This window comes from Corallococcus sp. AB018, assembly GCF_003986945.1.
Classification (GTDB): domain Bacteria; phylum Myxococcota; class Myxococcia; order Myxococcales; family Myxococcaceae; genus Corallococcus; species Corallococcus exiguus.
The window spans coordinates 1-22,846 of record NZ_RAWR01000038.1 but is presented as its reverse complement, the minus strand read 5'-3'; the positions used below and the strand labels follow the sequence as shown (position 1 = coordinate 22,846).

General features: G+C 68.5%; 14 protein-coding genes. 5 read left to right on the top strand and 9 right to left on the bottom strand.

What is annotated here, in order from left to right; translation table 11 throughout:
* Nucleotides 1-166: 166 nt before the first annotated feature.
* The 3 genes from D7Y11_RS43240 to D7Y11_RS10790 form a co-directional block, all read right to left on the bottom strand.
* Nucleotides 167-3,355, bottom strand: a complete 3,189-nt coding sequence (locus tag D7Y11_RS43240) for an NEW3 domain-containing protein (protein ID WP_158641921.1) — start codon at nucleotides 3,353-3,355, stop codon at nucleotides 167-169.
* A gap of 192 nt (nucleotides 3,356-3,547) precedes the next feature.
* Complete coding sequence (locus D7Y11_RS10795; protein ID WP_126933630.1) at nucleotides 3,548-5,383, bottom strand: ABC transporter ATP-binding protein; 1,836 nt, start codon at nucleotides 5,381-5,383, stop codon at nucleotides 3,548-3,550.
* Nucleotides 5,380-7,572 carry a hypothetical protein gene (locus D7Y11_RS10790; RefSeq protein ID WP_126933629.1) on the bottom strand — a complete coding sequence of 731 codons (2,193 nt, stop codon included), beginning with the start codon at nucleotides 7,570-7,572 and terminating at the stop codon, nucleotides 5,380-5,382. Before D7Y11_RS10790 ends, D7Y11_RS10795 begins: the two co-directional genes overlap by 4 nt.
* An 812-nt stretch (nucleotides 7,573-8,384) precedes the next feature.
* Here D7Y11_RS10790 and D7Y11_RS10785 point away from each other — a divergent pair.
* Nucleotides 8,385-9,716, top strand: coding sequence for a carotenoid oxygenase family protein (locus D7Y11_RS10785; protein ID WP_126933628.1), 1,332 nt, complete (start codon nucleotides 8,385-8,387; stop codon nucleotides 9,714-9,716).
* Nucleotides 9,717-10,166: 450 nt separating this feature from the next.
* Here D7Y11_RS10785 and D7Y11_RS10775 read toward each other — a convergent pair whose 3' ends face one another.
* Entirely contained in the window at nucleotides 10,167-10,796 is a 630-nt protein-coding gene (locus D7Y11_RS10775; protein ID WP_233607253.1) for a TetR/AcrR family transcriptional regulator, read from the bottom strand.
* 96 nt (nucleotides 10,797-10,892) lie between these two features.
* Here D7Y11_RS10775 and D7Y11_RS10770 point away from each other — a divergent pair, with 96 nt between their 5' ends.
* Nucleotides 10,893-11,399 carry a DUF2867 domain-containing protein gene (locus D7Y11_RS10770; RefSeq protein ID WP_158629184.1) on the top strand — a complete coding sequence of 169 codons (507 nt, stop codon included), beginning with the start codon at nucleotides 10,893-10,895 and terminating at the stop codon, nucleotides 11,397-11,399.
* A gap of 160 nt (nucleotides 11,400-11,559) precedes the next feature.
* Here D7Y11_RS10770 and D7Y11_RS10765 read toward each other — a convergent pair whose 3' ends face one another.
* Complete coding sequence (locus D7Y11_RS10765) at nucleotides 11,560-12,381, bottom strand: alpha/beta fold hydrolase (protein ID WP_121755391.1); 822 nt, start codon at nucleotides 12,379-12,381, stop codon at nucleotides 11,560-11,562.
* 97 nt (nucleotides 12,382-12,478) lie between these two features.
* On the opposite strand from D7Y11_RS10765, the gene D7Y11_RS10760 reads away from it, so the two are divergent.
* A complete protein-coding gene (locus D7Y11_RS10760; protein WP_121755389.1) occupies nucleotides 12,479-12,880 on the top strand; it encodes a helix-turn-helix domain-containing protein in 402 nt (133 codons plus the stop codon).
* Between the two features lie 66 nt (nucleotides 12,881-12,946).
* On the opposite strand, the gene D7Y11_RS10755 is transcribed toward D7Y11_RS10760, so the two are convergent.
* Nucleotides 12,947-14,197 (bottom strand): kelch repeat-containing protein, encoded by a 1,251-nt coding sequence (locus D7Y11_RS10755; RefSeq protein WP_158629185.1) that lies wholly within the window; start codon nucleotides 14,195-14,197, stop codon nucleotides 12,947-12,949.
* Between the two features lie 29 nt (nucleotides 14,198-14,226).
* Nucleotides 14,227-15,645 carry an ISKra4 family transposase gene (locus D7Y11_RS10750; protein WP_126933626.1) on the bottom strand — a complete coding sequence of 473 codons (1,419 nt, stop codon included), beginning with the start codon at nucleotides 15,643-15,645 and terminating at the stop codon, nucleotides 14,227-14,229.
* Between the two features lie 689 nt (nucleotides 15,646-16,334).
* Between D7Y11_RS10750 and D7Y11_RS10745 the strand changes: the two genes are divergently transcribed.
* Nucleotides 16,335-19,796 (top strand): kelch repeat-containing protein, encoded by a 3,462-nt coding sequence (locus D7Y11_RS10745; RefSeq protein ID WP_158641919.1) that lies wholly within the window; start codon nucleotides 16,335-16,337, stop codon nucleotides 19,794-19,796.
* A gap of 308 nt (nucleotides 19,797-20,104) precedes the next feature.
* Here D7Y11_RS10745 and D7Y11_RS10740 read toward each other — a convergent pair whose 3' ends face one another.
* On the bottom strand, nucleotides 20,105-20,692 hold the full coding sequence (locus D7Y11_RS10740; RefSeq protein ID WP_158641918.1) for a HEAT repeat domain-containing protein: 588 nt from the start codon (nucleotides 20,690-20,692) through the stop codon (nucleotides 20,105-20,107).
* 152 nt (nucleotides 20,693-20,844) lie between these two features.
* On the opposite strand from D7Y11_RS10740, the gene D7Y11_RS10735 reads away from it, so the two are divergent.
* Entirely contained in the window at nucleotides 20,845-21,567 is a 723-nt protein-coding gene (locus D7Y11_RS10735; RefSeq protein WP_126933623.1) for a trans-aconitate 2-methyltransferase, read from the top strand.
* A 58-nt stretch (nucleotides 21,568-21,625) separates the two neighbouring features.
* On the opposite strand, the gene D7Y11_RS10730 is transcribed toward D7Y11_RS10735, so the two are convergent.
* Nucleotides 21,626-22,504 carry a M12 family metallopeptidase gene (locus D7Y11_RS10730; RefSeq protein ID WP_120581346.1) on the bottom strand — a complete coding sequence of 293 codons (879 nt, stop codon included), beginning with the start codon at nucleotides 22,502-22,504 and terminating at the stop codon, nucleotides 21,626-21,628.
* Nucleotides 22,505-22,846: the final 342 nt, after the last annotated feature.

Here is a 22,846-nt window from a genome sequence, read left to right as displayed (position 1 = left end):
GCGTCCGCCAGGAGCGCCAGGACGGGCGTCGAGAGTTGGTGCCCACTGTCGAGAAGGGCGCCGCCATCACGTTCTCCTCGAGCAATCGGCCGGGCTCCAAACCCAGGAGTCCGGCCTCCTGCTTCACGCTCACCTTGCAACGCCCGCCACACGGACACCCGACGCGTCACTGCACGGTGAAGCCCACCGTGTTGCTGGTGACCGTCTCCGTGCCCGCCGTGGCGGTGGCGGTGACGGAGTGCGCACCGGGCACGCGCGCCACGTAGCTCCACCCTGCCTTGCCCTTGGCATCCGTGGACACGGTGAGCACGTCCGTGAGGCCATCCGGACGGAGCAGACTGAATCGCACGCTTGCCTGCGCGGAGCCTGTTCCTCGCGTCACGAGGGTCGTGACGAGCACCAGACCGTTGCGCCTGTAGCTGAGCGCCGGCACCGACAGCGTGGCCTTCAGCGGCAGCGGGGTGACGTCCACCGTGAAGCTGCCCAGCGCCGCGCTCGCGCCCGTGTGCGCAGCAGTCCCGCTCACCGGGAAGCGACCGGACACCGTCTGCGGAGGAGTCACGGTGAGCGTCACCTGTCCGCTCGCGCCACGAGCCAGCGAGAGCGCCGTCTGCGACAGGCCCGACGTCCAGCCCGACGGTGCCGAGGCGCCCAGCGAGAAGCTGCTCGCGGCGCACGCCGTGCTGTCGTTGTTCGTCACCGTCATCGTCATGGTGAGCGGCTTTCCCGCCTCCACGGTGGCCGAAGCCGGCGTGAAGCCCACCGACGGCACACGGGGCACGCACACCACGCGCGCCTCCAACTGCACGCCACCGACGGACACCCCGTCACGCAGCACGCCCAGTTCGAAGGAGCGGCTGCCCGCGCCCGCGTTCGAAGGCGCGGTGACCGTCAGCGTCGCGGTGGCCGTGGCCCCGGGAGCCACCGTGAGCGACGACGCGGAGAACACCGAGCCCCACGGGTCCGAATCCAGCGCCAGCGTGAATGTGGAGCCTCCACACGTCGCCGCGTCGTGGTTGGTGACGGACAGCGTGTAGCTCCCCGTCCCTCCCGGCACCACGTCCACCGTCGACGGCAGCGCGCTGAGCGTCGGCGCCGAGCGCACGCAGGGATTCACCGTGACGGAGGCCGTGGCGGTGGTCTCCACAACATAGCCGTCCCGCAGAATCTGGAGGTCCACGGCGTAGGTTCCCTGCGCGTCCGTGGGCACCGTCTTGTACATCGTGAGCTCGAACGAGCCGCCGGGCTCGATGTCGAAGCCGAACTGATCATAGTCCGTGGCCCAGCCCGCGGGCAGCATGGACGCAGGCTCGAAGTACCACCACCCGCACGCGCGCGAGTCGTGATTGACGAGGGTGACGCCGAAGGCGGCCGTGTCCCCGGCGCTCACCGTCTGCGAGGCCCGGTCGAAGCGCACCTCGATGGGCGCCTGCTGGCACGGCGCAATCACATCCAGCGTGTCCTCCGCGGTGATGCTCGCGCCGTCACGCGCGACGGTGACGTCCACCGTGTACGTGGCGTACGGCGTGCCCTGCGGCACCTCCTTGGTGAAGTAGAGGGAGCGCTGATTGCCGGGCTCCAGGGTGATGCTGGCGGGGAGGTTCGTGGTCGGCCAGCCCGCGGGCATCGACGTGGAGAGCGCGAAGGTGGAGGTGGGGCAGCCCACCGTGTCGTTGTTGGTGATGGAGAGACCGCTGTCCACCTGCCAGCCCGGCGCGGCGTAGTCGTACCAGGTGTCGAACGTCACCGTCGGCGGCGCGCGCACGCACGGCACGGGCTCGTAGTGGACGCTTACCGTGATACCCGCGGGCGTGGCGGCGTCCACCGACAGGCGCAGGTTGGTGTACGGGTCCGTCCACGTGCCGGGCAGGAAGGCCGGATCCCACCACTCGGACGTCTGCGGCGTGAAGTCCAGCAGGTGCGTGTAGCTGCCCGTGTACGCGTCCTCGTAGTGCACCAACGCGCCGCCGTAGACCTGCGAGGGGAAGAAGCTGACGTCGTAGTCGCCCACCTGCCGGCGGGCCTCCAGCCACAGCCAGCCGTCGCCGTAGAAGCCGCGGCGCACCTTCAGCGCCTGCAGGCCACTGCCCATGGGCGCGGACAGCGGGGACAACGTGAAGGTGCCGTCCGTGCCGTCCACCGTGGCCACCGCGCTCGGCTCCAGCCAACCGGCGCGCACCTTGTGCGGCGCCGCGTAGTGGCCCAGGTTCCAGTCGCCCATGGAGGTGAACTTGTCGCCGTACTCGGTGAGCGTGCCCCGCGCGCCCACGGGGCCCAGGGCCTCCGCCCCGAAGTCGCGCGCGCTGCCGTGGTGCAGGGTGAGGTTGTGGCCACCCTCGTGCGTCACCAACTCCACGCCCAGGTCATTGGGGCTCATGTAGTCGGCGAGCAGCCACGCGGTGGAGGCGGTGATGGGGCCGTCCTGCGTCTGCTGCGTGTAGCACGCCAGCGTGCCCAGGCCGCCGTAGGAGCAATTGGTGCCCGTCGCCTCCGGGTGGACGATGAAGATGCGGTCATACTGCCGGAAGTCCACGTCCGCGTCGGCCGCGGCGATGGCGGCCACGCGCATGGCGTCCGACTCGGCGCACGAGTAGCCCCGGTTCAGCGTGTACCAGCCCACCACGTCGCCGCTGGCGCTGGTGCGGCCCTGGGACGCTTCCTGCCAGTAGCGCGTCAGCGAGCGCTGCGTGGTGGAGAAGAACACCTCGCGCACCTGCTCCGCGGTGAGCGTCTGCGGCTGCCCCGGGAAGGTGGCGAGGATGACCAGCGAGCGCTGGTCCCCCGTGGTGCGGCACGCGGATGTGGCGGAGAACGCCTGGCGCACCACCTGCGTGTCCTCCGCCGCCAGCCGCGCGGCCAGCTTCAGGCCCCGCACTCGCACGCGCAGGCCGCTGCGCAAATCCCCGGACGGCGCATTCGCGAAGCGCACCTGGAGCCGCTCGCCCTTCACGCGCAGGAAGTGCTCCGTGCGCGCCTCCGTCCGCGCCGGGTTGTCCGCGACGAGCACTTCCAACTCCCCCTCGAAGTCCCCGCGCGCCTCCAGCAGCGGCACCGCGTCCGGCTGCTTCCGGGCGAGGCTCGCGCGCACGGACTCGGGAAGCGACAGTGCCAGCGCGGCGCCCGCGTCCATGTCCATCAGCGAGCCCAGCGCGTCGGCGCGCTCGCGCAACAGCGGCGTCAGTCCCGCCTTCTCGCCCCGGCGCAGCCGGTCGTTGAGCCGCGACACCTTCTCCTTCAACGGCGCGGACTCGGCCCTTGCAGTGGTCGGGGGCGCGGTGGGAGCCGGCGTGGGCTCCTCCTGCGTGGCGCAGCCCAGGGCCAGCGCCAATGTGACGGTCAACAACGTGCGAAACATACCCTCTCCCGGTTAGCGGCGGCCCTGGCACGGGAAGCGCGCTTTTCGGGCCGCCGCGCGCGCCTTCTGCATCGGGCTGCTGGATGTTTTCAACTTCACTCCAGAATCTCCGTGCGCGATGACGCCTCCGTCACGCCGAGTTGTCCCCGATGTCACGCCGCCATGTTGCCGTGCCATCCGCGGCGAAGGCGCTCAGCGGTACCGGGAGGCCTGTAGCTCGTACATCGTCGCGTAGCGCCCCCCGACGGCGACCAACTGCTCGTGGGGGCCCTCCTCGACGACCTTCCCGTTCTCCAGGACGAGGATGCGGTCCGCCATCTTGACCGTCGAGAACCGGTGCGAGATGAGCAGCGCCATCTTCCCGCTCGACAGCTCACCGAAACGGTTGAAGACGTCCAGCTCCGCACGGGCGTCGAGCGCCGCGGTCGGTTCGTCCAGGACGAGGATCTGCGCGTCGCGCAGGTACGCCCGGGCGAGCGCGATCCGCTGCCACTCGCCTCCGGACAGGTCGAGTCCGCCGTCGAAGCGGCGTCCCAGCATCTGCGCGTACCGGCCCGGCAACCGGTCGATCACCGCGTCGGCCTGGCTCTTGCGCGCGGCCTCCAGGATGCGCGCCGGATCCTCGTGCTGCTCGATACGGCCCACCGCGATGTTGTGGTGCGCCGTCATCTCGTAGCGCGCGAAGTCCTGGAAGATGACACCGACCTCGTGCCACAGGTCCTCCAGCCGGTAGTCCCGCAGGTCGACGCCATCGAGCAGGATCTGCCCCGAGCTCGGTTCGTAGAGCCGCATCATCAGCTTCACGATGGTCGTCTTCCCCTGCCCGTTCTCCCCGATGAGCGCGATGCGCTCCCCCGGAGCCATGTGGAAGCTCACGCCGCGCAGGACAGGCTCGGGTCTGCCGGGATACGTGAAGGTCACATCGCGGAACTCCAATCCCTTGCGGATGGGCCTGGGGACCGGGACCGCGTTCGTCGACGAGCGGATGGACGGCTGGAGCGCGAAGAACGCCAGCATGTCGCGGATGTAGAGCGCCTGGTCCGCGATGCCCGCCCCCGTCACGGAGAACTCCTGGAGCGTCCGGTTTGCTCCCGCGATAGCCCCCGCGAGGAACGTGAGTTCCCCCACGCTCAGGGATCCGCGCGCGGCCTGGTAGACGACGAAGGCATAGGCGCCGTAGTAGCCAAGAGAGCTGACCACCGAAAGCAGGGACAGGCCCGCGAGCGCGCGTCGCGACAGCTTCACGACCTCGTCCCGGAGCTCTCCCGACACGCTCTCGTAGCGGCCCATCAGGAACGAGCTCAAGCCGAAGATCTTGAGCTCCTTCGCGCTCTCCCTGCTCGCGCCAAGCTGTCGCAGGTAGTCGAGCTCACGCCGCTTGGGCGTGTGCCGGAAGTTCAGCGCATACACTCGCGCCCCGAAGTACGCCTCGCCCAGTGCCGCGGGCACGAGGCAGACCACGATGTTCAGCAGGATCCACGGGGAGAAGACCATGATGCCCACGCACAGGCTCACGGTCGTCAGCCCCAGTTGCAGGAAGCGGGAGATCGCGGCGACCATCACCAGCCGGTCAGTGGCCTGGGCCCGGGCCCGCTCCAAGCGGTCATGGAACGCCGGGTCCTCGTAGGTCGCGAGGTCCAGCCGCGAAGCCTGCGCCATCAACCGCAAGCTCACTTGCCGCACGTAGTTCTCGCGCAGCACCACGCCCACGTAGTCGATCCCCCTGGAGAGGACGGCGCCCAGGACCGCCAGCCCGAACTCCAGCGCGACAAATCCCCAAAGCCGGCCCGTCATCCCGAGCCCCGCGCTGGCGTTGGCCACGACGCCATCGACGATCCACCGGGCGACGACGAGGACCGCCAGGGGGATCAACGCCGCCAGCGTCCGGAGCACGAGGTGGGCGACCACTGTCCTCGGGCCCGACTCCCACACCATGCGGAGCACCGGCAGGATGTTCCGGAGCGAAGCCAACCGCCCCTCCTGGACGTTGTCGTTCGGTTGCGTCCGTGCCGTGCCAATGACTGTCATGGTGCTTCCTTCGTCTCATAGACAAGGACGTCGATCCACGCGATCCGCCAGTGCCGGTGGAAGTGTTGGATCAGGATGTCGTCACACGCCAGATTGGTCAGGGCCAGCAAAGTCAGTCCCAGCGACCGGGGGGATGCAAGGGGCTCCGCCTCCAGCAGCGCCTGGAGACCGTCGACGGGACTGCCCGGCTTGAACCGGAGCGCGAGTGCCTGGAGGTGCAGGGGAGCCTCGGGCCGGGACGCGGTCTCCACCGCGGGGCGCGCCGCGTCCCCCAGCAGCGTGGCGGGAGGAAACCAGAGGAACACGGACGGGGCCAGCTGCTCGACCGCCGCATGGGCATCCGGCGTCCCAGCCCCCCGCGTCTCCAGGTGCGACTCCAGCAGCCGTTGCCAATGGCGGAGGGGCAACTGCCCTTCCGCGATGGCGACGAAGCTCGCCAGGAGTCCCGCGTCGTCGAAGGCCGCCTGGAGCCGCGGGGCTGGCGTCCCCGACCCCATGTCATGGCCCTCGTGGAGAAGGCCGCTCGACGCGTCGTGAAGGAATGCGAAGTCCATGCCTTCACGCAGCGCCCGCGCGTAGAGCGTCCAGCAGCGCCGCGCCAACTCCGCGGGAGCCCCCTGCCCTTCCTCCAGAGGCGGGGCCGCCCGTTCCTTCCGCGCGAAGACGAGCAGGGGAACCCAGGCGACGAGCATGGGCGACGCCCAGGGCAGCGAACCCGGGTTCATGACGGCGAGCGCCCCCGCGATGACCAGCGCCAGCAGTGCGGCGCGCCAGAACTCCGGAAGCATCATGGACGAGATGGCGCGGAGCTTCCGGTTCGCCTGGGAATGCGTCGTCCAATCCAGGATGCGCGCGCGATCCACCCCCATCCGATAGAGCGCGCGAGCGATGGCGTCCATCATCACCCCCGCCAGTGGGAGCAGGACCGCCAGCTCCATCAAGGCATCCAGCAGCGTGCCGTAGGCAGTGGAGAGAAGGAACCGCGGAACGTGACGCGGAGGGGGAAGCCGCCAGACGGTCCACGCGACGAACATGAGCGAACCGAGGACGGGCCGGCGACAGAACCACCCCGCCACGCCCAGCGTCCAGGCCCACGCATCAGTGCTCCCCGGCGTCCACAACCATCCGTAGGTCACCACGAGCAGGGCCCATGGAGCGCTCAGGCTGCGGCGCATGTCCGTGAAGATCCGCCACCGGTCGATCACGCTCAACGGATTGACGACCCACCGGCCGCCGCGCGTGGGCACCCATGGCAGCAGCCAGGGCAACAACTGCCAGTCTCCTCGGGTCCAGCGGTGCCAGATGCGCGCGGTCCCGGCGATGTCCGTGACGCGTCCCTCGAACATCTGGATCTCGGGAACGTGCGCGACCCGCGAGAACATGCCCTCCAACTTGTCGTGACTCAGGACGGCATTCTCGGGGATGCGCCCTTCCAGGCTCCGGGCGAAGGCCGCCACGTCGTAGATGCCCTTGCCGACGAACTCGTCGATGCCAAAAGCGCGTTGACTCAAGCTGGTGCGTTCGCGTGTCTTGCGCCGGAAGAGGGACGTCTTCACGCCTCGCATCGCAATCCATGCCGGCCGCGTGAGCTCTCCTCGCAGCCCGGGCTGGAGCATCGAATACCCGGACACCACGCGCTGGCTGTCACCGTCGAACCGGGCCTGGTTCAGGGGGTGGTGGAGGACGGAGACCAACCGCGCCGCGGAGCCTGGGAGCAGGTGCGTGTCGGCATCCAGGGTAATGACATACCGGACGGTCCGAATGACGCCCGGTACGGGCCCCACGTAGCTCGTGTCGTCCGCCCCGAGCACCAGCCGGTTGAGCTCCTCCAGCTTGCCCCGCTTGCGCTCCCACCCCATCCAACAGCGCGCCACGGGATTCCACCGCCGTTCGCGATGAAGCAGGAAGAAGCGCGGCGCTTCCTGGGGGCAGTGCCGCGCGTTGAGCAGCCGGATCCCGTCCTCCAGGCGGAGCAGCATTGCCGCCTCCTCGGGGAGCTCCTTCTGACTGGCGTCAGGGAAGTCTGTCAGCAACGCGAAGAAGAGCTCCGGGGAGACATTGCCCTGGAAGTTGCGCTCCAGCCTCCGGAGCTGGGTTTCGATGTCGTCCAGGCTCGCCACCAGCAGGGGCGTGACGACCAGCGTCCGTGTCTCCTTGGACAAGACCCGCTCCGGGTCCATCCTGGGCATCGGTGGCGGCTCCCTGAAACACCGCGTGAAGACAGCGTCGACGCCCCCCCTGCAAGAGCTCCAGGCACGGCAGCAGGAGCAGGACGACCAGGGGCCATCGGTCCGCGGCGTCGAGCCCGGACGCGGCCAGCGCGCGCTCCAGCCCCAGCAGCGTCAGCAGGGTCAAAAGACAGACAACTGCGACATAGATGGGTGCCGCGTGACGAACCAAGCCCCTGGTCAGGCGGGTACGCGCGGGCACCGCACACCCCAGATGGACCTCGAACTCCGGCCTGCCACGAGAGAGCAACGCATCTCCAACGTGACGGTCACGCGAATCGTTGCCCCCCTTCTCCGCGCTCCACGCTACGGCGGCGCGTGCGACAGATTCGGGTGTCTGTCTCGACCCGGAAGCCAACTCCTGACAGGCGGTTTGGTAGCGGGCACGGGTGCCCTCGTCCATGTCTGCGTATGCGCCCAACGGGTCACGCCGGAGGATCGCGTCGACGGGTTCGGGCTCCGTCGCATGGACCGACGCGGACGGATCCTGCCGCTCACGGGGAGAGTGACTGGCGATGTTCATCTCCACCGGGAACTAACTGGAAACCGGAAAACCTCCAGTTCCCATCAAGAGACAAAATTGAAGTTTCACCCTTGCGGCTCCGCCGTACCCCGTACGCGGGCGAACACGTCCAGCGCGAAGCTCCTGCTTGAGCAGCCCGGCCCCATCCAGCTGCGGCGTGCGCTCCTGCCTCGCCGCTGCCCCGTTTGTGGGGCCCTGTTTTACCCGGGCAATATTGACATGGCATTTATACCCGGGTAGAAATGGCGTCATGACTGCATTCGATCTGAACCGCGGCGCGGTTGCTCCGGTCGCCGACGAGGTCGACCTCGTCGACCTGTCCGTCACCGGAGTCATCCCGCGCGAGCTCGACGGAACACTGCTGCGCAACGGTCCGAACCCACTGCGCGGCCGCTTCGAGGGCAACGGCGTGCTGTCGTGGTGGCCGGAAGCAGCGATGCTGCACGCGATCGCGTTCGAGGATGGCCGCGCGGCCAGCTACCGGAACCGCTGGGCGCGCACGCGCCGCTGGGCCGACGTGTACTCGCCCGCTCAGGCGCCGCACCTGCCCGACACCAATCCGAATGTGAACGTGTTGCTGCATGCGGGCGAATTGCTGGCGCTGGCGGAGGGTGCGGCGCCGTTCGCGATCACAGCCGAGCTCGATTCGCTCGGCGCGCCCCGACGGCACGCCGGGGTTGCCGGCGGGATGACCGCGCATCCGAAGGTCGATCCGCTGACGGGCGAGCTCATCGCGTTTCGCGCGGACTGGCGCGCGCCGTGGCTGCGCTATGGTGTCGCGGACGCGCAGGGTGTGCAGCGCGCCGACGTCGTTGTCGACGTGCCGGCGCCGTCGATGATGCACGACCTCGCGATCACCGCGACCCGCAGCCTGCTGCTCGACCTGAACGTCGGGTACGACTTCTCGCTGCTGAAGCAGGGCCACCGGATGCCGCTGCGCTGGCACGATGACCGGCAGGCGCGCATCGGCGTGATCCCACGGTACGGCGGCGACGTGCGCTGGTTCGGCATCGCGCCTTGCTTCATCCAGCACGTCGTCAACGCGTATGACCGCGACGAAGCATGCGTCGTGCTCGATGCGGTCCGCTATCCGTGGTTCTTGCGGCTCGACGCGAGCACGGGCAGGTTCGCCGACAACCCCGTCGGCATGCTGTGGCGCTATGTGATCGACACGGCGAGCGGCCGGGTCGACGAAGGGCCGCTCAGCGACGGCGGGATCGAGCTGCCGCGCATCAACGAGGGCCGGACGGGGCGCCCCTACCGTTACCTGTATGCGACCGAGCAGCCGACCCCCGTCGAAATGCGCGGCGTGGTCCGCTTCGATCACGAGCGCGGCGCGACGAAGCGCTACGCGCTGCCGCCCGGCGACCAGAACAGCGAGCCTGTGTTCGTGCCGTGCCCGGGAGGCGTCGACGAGGACGACGGCTGGCTGATGGTGATGGTCTATCGTGCGGCGACGGACTCCAGCGACCTCGTGATTCTCGACGCACGCGAGATCGACGCGGAGCCCGTCGCGACCGTTCACCTGCCGCGCCGGGTGCCCGCCGGGTTTCATGGCGCGTGGGTTCCGCGGACGCGCTGAGCGGCGTGTGCCCGGGGTAGAGAGCGAGACGGAGCCCATGAGCCAGTGGAACGACCCGCAGCTTTGGCAGGCCCTTCTGGACGGCGCTGGCTGTCCCATCTGCACACGCGGTGTGCCGCTTCACGTCATCGCCCGGAATGGGCGGCATTCGAAGCGCCCGGAACGCGCTGCTGCCGAGCCGCGAGGACTTCGGAGATCGACTTGTTCATCCCGGGCCTGATGCGGCGGGCCCGACGAGCGTGTACGGATCGTGGACGACGACGCGGATCGCCGCGGCGAGCTCAGGCTCCAGCCGCGATAGCCTGGTGTCCTCGATCCACGGAAAGGCAGTGCGCAGCCGCTGGAGCCGAATGAAGTAGTCGGAACGAAAGTGTCAGGCAGTGCCTGTTCGTCGGTCTCGGGCACTGAGTATTCGGTCCGGCAGAAGCAGGCAGGAAAGTGAGGCGACCCTCACACCGGCATGAGCGTCCGCACGACATGCTGCACATACTCGGTCCGGGCACGGCTCGTGCCCAGCGACTCAGGGCTGGCGATGGACAGGTGCAGCAGGCCCACATAGGTGGAGTACGCCTGGAGCGCCCACCTGCGAGCATCACGCGCCGGCAGCCCCAGCGCCCTGTAGAGCCTGGTGAGATAGTCGATGCGCAGCTGGGACACCCGCGCAAGCACCGGCTGGATGCGAGGGTCCGAAGAAGCACCAGCGACCAGGGCGACCTCGATTCTTCCATGCGCGCCCTGCTCGAAGGTCAGCTCCAGCAGCTGGCGCAAGCGCGCCCTGGGATCCGGCATCGCCTCCAGGCGCTGAATGACCCGGGTGGTCGCCCATTCCGCCCACCGTGAGAGCGCGGCCTGGAGCACGTCCGACCGATCCTTGTAGTGCCAGTAGAAGCCGCCCTTCGTCACCCCCAGGCTGCGCGCCAGCCGCTCCACGGACAGCGAATCCACGCCATTCTCCAGGCTCCACAGCGCGGCATCCGCCCAATCCTCCGCCGACAACCCGGCCCCCCGAGGGGCCCTGCGGATGTCCTCGATGCTCCGGAAGGACGCCGGTTCGGGAACTCGGGAAGGAGTGCGGCTCATCGTCCAATCCAGTCTGGAGGCACGGGTTTCCAGCACCTCGATACGCTACCGTATCGCGATACGGTAGCGTATCGGATGGACAATGGGAGGCTCCACATGCGGGTGACGAGCAGGTCGCTGCCGGACGTTCTGCGCCCCTTCGCGCAGGGTGCGGACCACGTGGACGTGAAAACGGTGGAATCCCAGGCCACGTTGCGCCAGTTCCTGGCAGGCCTCATGTCCTACCAGCCCGTGTGGGTGAGCGCGCTGTACCGGGTTCGCGCCGTGTTCGTGCGGCTGCTCGGGATGCGGCAGCACGGCATCCCCCAGCAGCGCCTGTCGCGGCCCGCGGACATTCCGATGACGCCGGGCAGCGCGGCCTCATTCTTCACCGTGCGCCATGCCGAGGAAGAGCACGTGTGGGTGGTGTCGGCCAAGGACACGCACCTGGAGGCCACGCTGGCGGTGGTGGTGGAGCCCGCGGAAGGCCCCCGTCGGCGCTTCCACGTGGTGACTTTGGTGCATTACCGGAACTGGGCCGGACCCGTGTACTTCAACGTCATCCGGCCCTTCCACCATCTCGTCGTTGCCCGCATGGCCCGCCACGGAGCGAGCGCCGGATGAAGCCGGCTCGCTCAAGAAATCGACGAACACGCGCGTCTTCATCGCCGGATGGGCGTCACGTCGCGACACAGTAACGCCACGCTGAAGAACCTCGGGCGCGTCCCCATGCCGCAGCAAGGGGCATCCTCAGCTTGTGGGACACGCGGGGCGTCCAGGACGCTCAGCCTTGCGTCCGGGCGAAGCCTCGCAGGAGCGCCGCGAGCGCCGCGGGTTGATCCTCGGGCAGGATGTGTGCGGCGTCGGTGAGGCGCGCGGTCTCGAGGTGGTCGCACAGCGGCGCGACTTGGCGCGCGAGTGCGTCGCCGACGACGCCCCCGGAGATCGCGAGCGTTGGGACGGTCAGGCGCTCGACCTTCGCAAGGAGCTGTGCGTTTTCGGGGAGCGCGCGGTAGTGCGCGAAGGCGCAGCGGAGCGAGTCCCGGCCACGGTATGCCTTGAGGAATGCGGCGCGCGCCTCGGCGGGAAGGCCGCGCTTCGTGCCGATGGCGAAGAAGTGGTCGAGGTACGCCTCCTCGCGGCCCGAGATGACCTCCTCCGGCATGCCAGGGATCGCGTGGAACGCGAACCACCACGGTGGACGGAACGTCTCCGCGCCAGGGAGTCCACCGAGAAGCGCCTCCATGACGACGAGCTTCTTCACACGCGCGGGATGGCGCGAGGCGGTGAGAAACGCGATCGGCGCGCCGAGATCGAGGCCGATGATGACCGCGGGCTCCTTCGTGTGCGCGTCGAGTACGGCGAGCGCGTCGGCGACGAGCGTGTCGAGGTCATAGCCCGACGCCGCCCGTGTCGTGTCTCCGAGACCACGGAGGTCCGGTGCGATGACGTGATGCTCGCTGGCGAGCGCTCGCATCACGTTCCTCCATACGAACCAGGTGTGCGGAAATCCGTGAAGGAAGAGGAGCGGCGGCCCCTTGCCGGCCGATGCGACGTGGATCGCGATCCCGTTGGCCTCGACGACGTCATGCTGGAAGTCATTCATGGGCCCCACCATGTGCCTGGGGATAGCTGGTATCAAGAGGATACCAGGAGGCGTTCAGGGTACTTGGATGGGACCAAGGCACCTGGAGGAAACCAAGATGGCCAAACGCAAACCGGGAGGCCCCTTCGTCGCGACGTGCCCGACGCGGGAGCTGCTCGACCAGCTCGCTGACAAGTGGTCGGTGCTGCTCCTGCTCGCCCTCTCCGACGGACCGGTGCGCTTCAATGCGCTGAAGCGCAAGGTCGAAGGCATCACGCAGAAGATGCTCGGCCAGACGCTGCGCCGCCTCGAGCGGAATGGCCTTGTCGAGCGCCGCGTCTTCGCGACGGTCCCCGTCACGGTGGAATACGAGGTGACGCCGCTTGGCCGCTCTCTCTACGGCATCGTTGACGCCATCCGGAACTGGTCGATCGACCACATCGGCGTCGTCAAGAAGGCCCGCGAGCGCTTTGACTCAACGGATAGGGCGAAGAGAAGGCCTGTTGAGGGTGAGGGCTGATGCAGAGGTGCCGAGGAGGCCCACAGGGTGTCGTCCGGTGACGCCCCGTGGGCCTCTGCTCGAACTTCAGTCAGAGGAGCCTTGGGGGGCCCACTCCCAGGTGTCGTTGAGATCGACGTACACGCTGTTGCTCTTCCTCTCCGCGCCTCCGAAGAGGACGACGCGCTGACGGGCCGAGTCGTACGCCAGCGCGTGGTAGGCGCGTGACCTGGGCGCAATGGCGGGTGATTTCTGCTCCCAATTCGTGCCGTCCCACTCCCAGGTGTCGTTGAGGGGCTGCCCCTGCTGCACGTCGAATCCCCCGAAGAGGACCACGCGCTGACGGGCCGAGTCGTAGACCATCGCGAAGTCCTTGCGGATGGAGGGAACGGTGGCCGGGTGGGCCTGGCTCCATGGCGGGCTGCTCGTTGCACAGACTCCGTTCACGCAGGATTGCCCGTCGGCGCATGCCACCATCTGGGGGGAGTAGCTGCACGTTCCGGTGGACGGAGCGCAGGTGCCAGGCGAGACGTACTGCCGCACCGTGGTGGCATCAAGACAGGTGGAGGCCGGAGGCTGGTCGCAGGTGACGCCCTGACACAGGTTGACGCACTCCCCTGCCAGGCACACCGGCTCGCTCGAGCCACACGCCCCACAGGAGTTGCCTCCGCGGCCGCACTGCCCGTTGGACTGGGACGAGACGGCCACGCACGTCGTGCCGTTGCAGCAGCCATTGCAGTTGGACGCGTTGCAGGTGGGAGGCGGCGGTTCGCAGGCGCCCCCCTGGCACGGGTCGGCGGGGTCCACCTGGACGAAATACGGGTCGCTGAGGATGTGATCACAGGGGCCCATGCCGCCGCCGCAGATGGGCCAGGGCGTCCTGCGCTGGAGCGATGGGGTCCCGGAAGATTGCAGCGCGGAGGCCGGGAGCTCCACCTCCAGCGTGTCGGTGCTCCGGACCGTCGTGAGATAGGTGCTCAGGTCAAAGGAGGCCTGGGTGCCGGTGACGAAGTTGCGGCCCGTCACCGTCAAACGGATCGGCCCCTCGGGCTTCGCTTGGATTGTCCTTGGGCTGATGGCGAGGATTACCAGCCTGGGATGGGGCAGCTGCCAGGCAGAAGACACGGCTCCCTCCGCACTCCGCACGGTGATGTCATCATCGTCGTCCGACCAGATGTCCGTCGTCGCCGACAGCACGGCGGTCAGCTCCGTTTCGCTCACGAAGGTGGTCGGCAGTGACTGACCCCTCCAATACACGGCGCAGTCGTGGGTGAACCGCGAGCCGCTCACCTGCAACCGGAGCATCGTGCCGTCCACGCTCTCGAACGTCGTGGTCACGGCTTCCAAGGGTGTGGCGCCCATCCTGATCACGAGACGCGCCGCACCTCCGCGCGCTGCGGCGCGAGCGTGAGGTTCATGGCGGCGTCCCACCGGTCCGAGAGCGCAAGGGAGCGGAGGTCCAGGATGTGCTGGCCGGACGCCTCCTTCCATCGGGCCCCTGGGCGCTTCATGCGCAGGGCGACCAGCGACTTGCAGGTGGCCTCCACGTTGCCGCTGCCAATGGGCAGCCCCCGCGCTCGTGCGTCGGCGTAATGCATCCGCTCGCCGTGGTTCTCCAGGTAGGTGAGCGCCTCGTGTACCGGTCGACGGTCACCGAGGACGACGTCCCGCCTGCCGGAAGCGTGCAGCGCACTGGCGATGGTCCACACGGCCCCAGGGGTGTTGAGCAGGGAAAGCTTCCACTTCTCACACAGGGCGGAGGCATGCGCTTCACCTGCGACCACGAGGGCCGCGGTCCCGAGCTTCTCCATCAGGTGCCAGAAATCCACCAGACGCACCACCTTGGTGGCCGCCGGAGCGTGAGCGGCGAGGGCCTCGTCCAGCAGGCCATGCAGCTCGGGAGCGCCATCGGTGAGAGCGGCGACATGAAGGGCGGACTGCTTGGAGACCAGCGACTGGACGTCGCGGACCAGCCGCTCGGCCAGCCCTCGGGCATCGCCCTGGGGCATGCGTCCGTAGCGCACGCTGCCCAGCGCGTCGCCCTGGGCGTCATGGAAGGTGAGGCACGCGGTGTAGGCCATGCGCCAGACGACGTCCACCGGGCGCTTGGGAGCGCCCCGGCGAGGCCGTCCCACGGGGCGCTTCTTCGGTTCCTCCATGGGGACCGCCACCCGGTCCATGCTGACGCTCACGCTGTGCGTGCCTTCAGGCGCGTCCAGGGCCTCGGCCAGCGCGGCCTCCACCTGGGGCCGCTGGTGGCCGTACAGCCCGCCCACCTCGTGGCCCATCCGCTCAAAGGAGGAGCGGCAGTAGGGCAGCGCTCCCACCTGACGCGCCGTCGCTTCCGCCTCGCGCGACGTGCCCCGGGCCAGCAGGTACGCCATGGGCACCGCCGCCTCGGGCAGCCAGCCATCCGCCACGCACCCGGCGCGCACGCTGAGGGTGTCCACCGTGGGGCCATTGCGCACCCCTACCTGCCGGTAGAGGCTTCGCTCTATTTCGACGGGGCCTTGCCGCGTCTTGTACGTCGCCGTGTACCGGCCGACCCGGGCGTGGACCTGGCCTGCGAGTTGGAGACGGGGGGCGTCGACGTCGTAGCCTCGAAGCAACCTCCGCTTCGCATCGCGCTGCAGCGCCTCGGCTGCCTCGTCGATGGCCTCCAGCGCGCCGTCCGGGTCCACTTTCCCGAAGCTTTTCCCCACCTCGGCCTCCCGCCGTAGCTTCGCTTCCATGGCCTTGAGCAGCTGCGCGACTTCCTCCGGTACATCGAGCGTCACCTTCGGCATGAGTACTCCTCCGTCGAGGTAACCCTCCAGACGTCTCGCACCCTGCCGATGAACAGGCCCACGGCCGCTCGATGGCCTGTCAACTCATCCAACGCTCAGGATTGGATCCAGACCCGCTTCCAACTGTGGCTGGGGACCCAGCCGGCCCTTCACCCCGGGCCCGCATGCGCTCAGCAGCCCGAGCGCCAGCGCCCACAGCATTCCCATCCAACATTGCCTCACGGAATCCCTCTCATGGCGATGAACGTGTCTCGCCGTGAAGAACCCCTGAGGGCGAAAGATTGCGCAGCGACACTCACTTGAGTCCCACCCTCAGCCGGCGGTCTCAAACGGTCGTCGCAACAGCTTGACGCAAGTCGTCAGCCCGGATGACTGAATCTTGACTCGCATGAGTCACCCAAAACCCCAGTCTGCGGGTGGGATTAGCGTATGAGCTCATACGTCTGGATGATCAGCAGTGCGATTGTATTCTTCACGCCAAGTGAGGCACCCTGGCCTTCGAAGGCCAGTCAACGGGGGGCGTGGAGACAGCCTCCATTCATGGGGATGTCATGCAAGCAATGAGAGCCGGCCGGGCTCTGCTGTTGGGGTTTTTCTGTGTTGTCGTCGGCTGTAGCAAGCCGCCCGAAGAGAAGACGCTGACTCGCAACGCGTCCCCTCTCGTGGAGGGGTGGAATGCCACGGCCGACATGGCGGAAGCGCGCAAGTACCACGCGGCGGTGGCGCTGAGCTCAGGCAAGGTGCTGGTCGCGGGTGGGTACAACGCTGGCGGGTATCTGTCCTCCGCGGCTCTTTACGACCCGGGCACGGGCACCTGGACGGCCGCGGCCCCCATGCCGGAGCCCCGGCAGGTCCTCACCGCGACGCTGCTGCCCTCGGGCATGGTGCTGGTGGCGGGCGGGGAGAACGCGACGGGCCGTCTGGCTTCCACTGCCCTCTATGACCCGGCCTCCAATGCCTGGACTTCCGCTGGCAGCTTCGCCACCGGAGTGGCACGAGACTCCCTGACGGCGACGCTGCTGCCCTCGGGCAAGGTGTTGGTGGCGGGCGGCGGGAACGGTTCGGGACCGCAAGGCAAGGTGGATGTGTATGACCCGGCCTCCGGCACGTGGAGCGCGGGGGCGAGTCTGGCGATGCCGCGACGCAACCATACGGCGACGCTGCTGCCTTCGGGCCAGGTGCTGGTGGTGGGCGGAAGAGCGAGCACCAGCCTGACGAGCGCGGAGCTGTACACGCCCTCCAGCAACACCTGGATTGCGACGGGAAGCCTGTCGACCGCGCGCCACAACCACACGGCGACGCTGCTGCCTTCCGGCAAGGTGCTGGTGGTGGGCGGGCGCAACAGCAGCACCGGGCTGGTGGCGACGGCGGAGGAATACGACCCGAGCACGGGGCTGTGGAGCGCGGCGGGTGCGCTGGGCACCGCGCGCGAGTTGCACACGGCGGTGCCGCTGAGCACGGGACAGGTGCTGGTGGCCGGAGGCATGTACGGCAGCGCGGCGACGAACGCGCTGGGCAGCGCGGAGGTGTACGCCCCGGACACCCGTTTGTGGAGCGTGACGACCGTGATGGGAGGCGCGCGGTACGTGCACGTGGCAGTGCCGCTGGAGGGGCGGGGGAAGGTGCTGGTGGTGGGCGGAATCGGCGTCAGCGGCGCGAGCCTGAAGACGGCGGAGACGTATGTGTATGACGCGTGCGCGGGGGTGAGCTGCGACAGCGCCCCAGGGCCTTGCTACGAGGCGGCCGGGACGTGCGGCAACGGGGTGTGCAGCTACGCGCCGAAGGCCTCGGGCACCAGTTGCGATGACGGGGATGCGTGCACCGGGCAGGACGCGTGCAATGGCGCGGGCGTTTGCGCGGGGAGCGCCACCAGTTGCAGCAGTCCGCCCGGGCAGTGCTACGTGGCGGACGGGACGTGCGGCGGCGATGGAGCGTGCGCCTACGCGTACAAGGCTTCGGGCGCCAGCTGTGATGACGGAGACGCGTGCACCGTGGAGGAGACGTGCAACGGGGCCGGAGGGTGCGCGGGGACGCCGGTGAGTTGCAACAGCCCGCCCGGGCAGTGCTACGCGGCGGCGGGCACGTGCAGCGAGGGTGCGTGCACCTATGCACCGAAGGCCGCGGGCACCGCGTGTGACGATGGCAACGGAGGAACCCTCAACGACGTGTGCAGCGGGGCGGGAGTCTGCGCGGGAGTGCCGGCCTGCACGACGCCTCCGGACGCCTGCCATGACTCCCCGGGCACGTATAGCAACGGCGCGTGCACCTACCCGCCCAAGAGCGCGGGGACCCTCTGCGATGACGGCAACGCCTGCACCACGGGCGACGTGTGCAACGGCGCCGGTACGTGCGGTGGCGCAGCGCTGAGCTGCAACAGCCCGCCCAGTCAGTGCCACCAGTCGGCGGGCACCTGCTCCAACGGGACGTGCAGCTACGTCCCGAAGGCTTCGGGGGCGAGCTGCGATGATGGCAACAGCTGCACCACGGGCGACGTCTGCAACGGCGCGGGCACGTGCGGTGGCGCGGCGCTGAGCTGCAACAGCCCGCCCAGCCAGTGCTACCAGGCGGCGGGCACCTGCTCCAACGGGACGTGCAGCTATGTCCCGAAGGCTTCGGGGGCGAGCTGCGATGACGGCAACGCCTGCACCACGGGCGACGTGTGCAACGGCGCCGGTACGTGCGGTGGCGCAGCGCTGAGCTGCAACAGCCCGCCCAGCCAGTGCCACCAGGCGGCGGGCACCTGCTCCAACGGGACGTGCAGCTACGCACCGAAGTCCTCGGGGACGAGCTGCAATGACGGCAACGCGTGCACCACGGGCGACGTCTGCAACGGAGCCGGTACGTGCGGCGGCGCGGCGCTGAGCTGCAACAGCCCGCCCAGCCAGTGCTACCAGGCGGCGGGCACCTGCTCCAACGGGACGTGCAGCTACGTGCCGAAGGCCTCGGGGACGAGCTGCAATGATAGCGACAGCTGCACCACGGGCGACGTCTGCAATGGCGCCGGTTCATGCGGTGGCGCGCCCCTGAGCTGCTCCACCGCGAGCACCACCTACTGCAGCGGTGACGTCGTCCGCAGAACCACCGGCACCGGAACGTGCAGCGGCGGCGCCTGTACCTCCACCGACACCGCCGTCCAGACCTGTCAGACGGGAACCAGCGGGGCCTACTGCAGCGGCAACGGCGCCTACCAGACCGTCTACCAGGGCTGCATCAACGGCGCCTGCGGGTCCACCCAGCAACTCATCGAATCGTGCTCCACCTCGAGCAGCACCTATTGCAGTGGCAACACCGTCCGCAGGAGCACGGGCACCGGCTGCAGCGGCGGCTCCTGTGGCTCCAGCGACACCCTCATCCAGACGTGCTCCACCTCGAGCAGCACCTATTGCAGTGGCAACGATGTCCGCAGGAGCACGGGCACCGGCTGCAGCGGTGGCTCCTGTGACTCCAGCGACAACTTCGTCCAGACGTGTCAGACGGGTGTCGGCAGTTCCTACTGCAGCGGCAATACCGTCTACAGAACGGTCAACAGCGGCTGCCTCAGTGGCTCCTGCGTGTCCGCCCAGCAACTTGTCGAGACGTGTCAGACGGGTGTCGGCAGCTCCTACTGCAGCGGCAATACCGTCTACAGAACGGTCAACAGCGGCTGCCTCAGTGGCTCCTGCGTGTCCGCCCAGCAACTTGTCCAGACGTGCTCCACCGCGAGCAGCACCTACTGCAGCGGCAACGATATCCGCAGGAGCACGGGCACCGGCTGCAGTGGTGGGGCTTGTGGTTCCTCGGATTCATTTGTCCAGACATGCTCCACCGCGAGCACGACCTACTGCAGCGGCAATACCGTCCGGAGGACCACCGGCACCGGTTGCGTCAGCGGCGGCACGTGTGGATCCACCGACACCCTGGTCCAGACCTGTTCCTCAGGACAGACGTGCAGCAATGGAGCATGCGTCACCGTCGGTGGAACATGGCGCAGGGATACAAACGGCAACGAGGGGTTCTGCGACGAACTCTGCGGGGTTTTGTATTGCAACGGCTCCTGCCCGCCTCAAAGGTGCGCCTCCGCCAACCCGGAGGGTCAGCCATGCTCGACGCTCGGCTCGAGTTGCAACGCGGTCCCCTCCCCCAAAGTGTATATCCAATACAATTGCGAGTAGGCGCCGCCCCACTCGCTCATTGTTGAGTCCAGAGTGGACGACTCCGCGCCCCAAGCACGGAGTCGTGGCCTGAACGGGCGATCGCCTGTACCGCGCCGGACTCTTGAGACACCCGGTTGCATCCAGGCGGATGACTCCGTGCCCCAGCACGGAATCATCCGCCGGACGCGGCGAGCCTCCTCGGCCGAGGGAAACCCGCCCCCCATCCGGGGACGGCCCTCCTTGGGAACCGGATGCTCGGCATCACGCCCTGGAGGGCCGGGCCAGCCCGTCTCCCTGGGCGTGAAGGGAGATGGGCGGGCCCCTGCTCAGAATGACTGGGGATCGCGAAGGACGAGGTCCGTCCCCCAGTCGAGGGCCCAGAGCGCCTCCTGCCGGAGTGACCACATCCCGGGAACGGTCGCGGTGTCGTTCTCCGCGATGGCCTGAAGCTTGGGACGGATCCTCGGGTCCTTGTGTCCGGCCAGCGCGTAGATGGACCAGAGCCGGATCGCGGGCTCTGGGTCATCGAGCCCGCGTACCAGCAAATCGATGACACGGCGGTAGCGGCGCTGCCAGATGTGCCGGTAGTTCGAGTAGTGAGAGCCCAGCGCCTCCGCGGCCTGTGAGCGGACGCCCGGTGCCTCGTGCGGATTCGCGTAGATGCGCCGCAGGAGCACGAGGTGCTCTGGAGCAAGGTGTGCGAACACGAATCCGTAGACGGCGGCCTCGCGAAGCGTGGGGTCTCCCGGCGATGAGAGGATTCGGGTCAGCAGTCTCAGCCCCTCACGGTACCTGGCGAGTTTATCGGCGGCCACGTGGGGGACCATGTCGGGGTCTTCGCCCCTCAAGGCGCATTCGAGCTTCGCCAGCCCTACCGCATCCCCCTTGAGGAGCCGCTTCCGGGACCTCGCCATCCGCATGCGCTCCTTCGCCGGGTGTCCGTCGCCCGAACAGGAGCGCGTGACGGCCCACCGCGCGTTCCCTGACGCGGCGGCGGAATGAAGGTTCATTCCACGGCGGCCGGCTCCCGGCGGGACGGAACGGGTGGGTGCTAGAACCCCGTCCCATGCAACCTCTCCTCTACAGCGAGCTGGTGCCCTGGTACTCCCTGGTCGACCCTCCCGAGGACCATGAAGACGAGGCCGTCTGCTTCCAGTCGGCGTTCGAGCACATCATCTCCCCGCGGCCGCAAACGTTGCTGGAGTTCGGAGCGGGCGCCGGAAACACCGCGCTGCACCTGAAGCGCCGCTTCACCTGCACACTCACGGACCTCTCCCCGGGCATGCAGCAGCTCAGCCGCGAGCAGAACCCGGACTGCGAGCACGTCCTCGGAGACATGCGCACCCTGCGCCTGGGCCGGACGTTCGACGCGGTGCTGGTCCACGACGCCATCTGCTACATGCTGACGGAGGAGGACCTGCTCGCCGCGGCCCGGACGGCGTTCGAGCACACGCGGCCCGGCGGCGCCGCCATCTTCGCGCCGGACACCCTGCGGGAGACCTTCCAGGACACCACGGAGACGCTGGAGGAGGACCGCGGAGGCCGCTCGATGCGCGGCCTCATGTGGACGTGGGATCCCCACCCCGAGGACAGCACCTACCAGGTCGACTTCGCGTTCCTGCTGCGCGACGGGGACACCGTCCAGGCCGTCCACGACCGGCACGTCGAGGGGCTCTTCACCCGGGACACCTGGGATCGCGTGCTCACCCAGGCCGGCTTCCGCGTCGAGCCCCTGAAGCGGCCCCTCGGAGACGGCGCCTTCGACGACATCTTCCTGTGCCGGCGCTGATGCGCGGCGGCGGACCGCCCGTGTTTCCGGGCGGCCTGCGCCGGAGCCACCGGACCCGCTACATCATCGGGCCGTGCTGGGACACGGCGGTCCACCGCCCGGCGGCCCGGTGTGCCTTGCCGTTCGTGGGCCGGTACATCTTCCGGATGAAGGACTTGTCCCGGGCCGACAACCGCGTGTTGCTCGGCGTTCCGCTGCGCAGCAGCGACGGCGGCCCCTTGATGAGCTCCTTCGGGAAGCCGTAGAGCATGATGGAGTTCTGGTCGAACCGCGTCGCGTTGAGCTGATCGAGCGAGTACTTGTCGATGACGTTGAAGCGGATCTCCTCCTCGGACCAGTTGTTGGGCGGGCCGCTGAAGGCCGCGATGACCGCGGGCACGTTCCACTGGATGCCGCCCTTCGGGTTCTGGTGCTCATGGATGCAGCCGAGCGCGTGACCGAACTCGTGCACGACGACGCGGCGGTACTCGACGTCGTCCGTGTCGTCCTCGAGCCAGCCGAAGTTCATGGTCGGCTCGTTCTTCGGGAAGTACCGCGTGATGAGGCAGTCCGTGCCCACGGCGGACCACGAGCCCGCATCGGCCGAAAACGAGACGCGGATCTCCGCACCCGGACCGCCCTTCCAGTCGAACCGGATGTTCGCGAACTGCATCCACTGGTCCGCCATCTCCACGACGCGCCGGCGCTGCGTCGGGCTGCCGTCGAGGAACCGGATGCGCAGCGTCTGCCCAGGCTTCCAGCGTTTGCCCGTCTCGAGCGCCAGCTTGAGCGGATGCCACGAGGAGCCCGCGCGCTTCACCCGGGCCAGCACGGGCGCCGGATCGTTCTCTGGGTTCACCTCGATGGCGCGCGCCGCGGCCTCCCGCTTCAGTTCGATGGGTACGACGCGATCGACACACAGCCGACACTCAGCCGCCGTGAGAAGCTTCCGAGCCATGGTCACCCCCGCCTACGAACCGCGAGGATCTCCCGCGGGCCAGCTCCTGGATGGAGCGCGCGCGGGAGCATGGCCACCGCCTCGCGACGAGCCTCCTGCCCTGAAGGGCCGGTGTCGGCTTTGCGCCAGAAGCGGGGAGTGCCGCACGTTGTGCACGGACGCAAGTGCACGTCGTGAATTGCATGAGCGCGTAGAGGCTCGTGCGCAAGCCTTCATGCCCAGAACAACCGTTGCATCCAGGTTCTCAGCTTGAGGGCCCGCGTCCATTCCTGCTTAGGTCCCGGGCAACAGCGCACACTTCGCGTGCGGCTGCCTTCACCCCACGCATCCCCCTCTCCCCCG